1 rRNA gene is annotated in these 443 nt (G+C 53.0%); it reads right to left on the bottom strand.

What is annotated here, in order from left to right:
- Positions 1–443: ribosomal RNA gene (locus ACWKXX_RS22555) — 23S ribosomal RNA — on the bottom strand; the annotation flags it as partial.

The raw sequence follows: 443 nt of genomic DNA, 5'->3' as shown, positions 1-443 counted from the left end.
GTTACGGCACCATTTTGCCTAGTTCCTTCACCCGAGTTCTCTCAAGCGCCTTGGTATTCTCTACCTGACCACCTGTGTCGGTTTGGGGTACGATTTCGTGTTACCTGATGCTTAGAGGCTTTTCCTGGAAGCAGGGCATTTATCACTTCAGCACCGTAGTGCCTCGTCATCACACCTCAGCGTTAATAAGGTACCGGATTTACCTGGAACCTCCGCCTACATGCTTAAACCGGGACAACCGTCGCCCGGCTGACATAGCCTTCTCCGTCCCCCCTTCGCAGTAACACCAAGTACAGGAATATTAACCTGTTTCCCATCGACTACGCCTTTCGGCCTCGCCTTAGGGGTCGACTCACCCTGCCCCGATTAACGTTGGACAGGAACCCTTGGTCTTCCGGCGAGCGGGCTTTTCACCCGCTTTATCGTTACTTATGTCAGCATTC

It is taken from the genome of Enterobacter sp. UPMP2061 (genome assembly GCF_053709615.1).
This window is presented reverse-complemented; position numbering and strand designations above follow the sequence as displayed.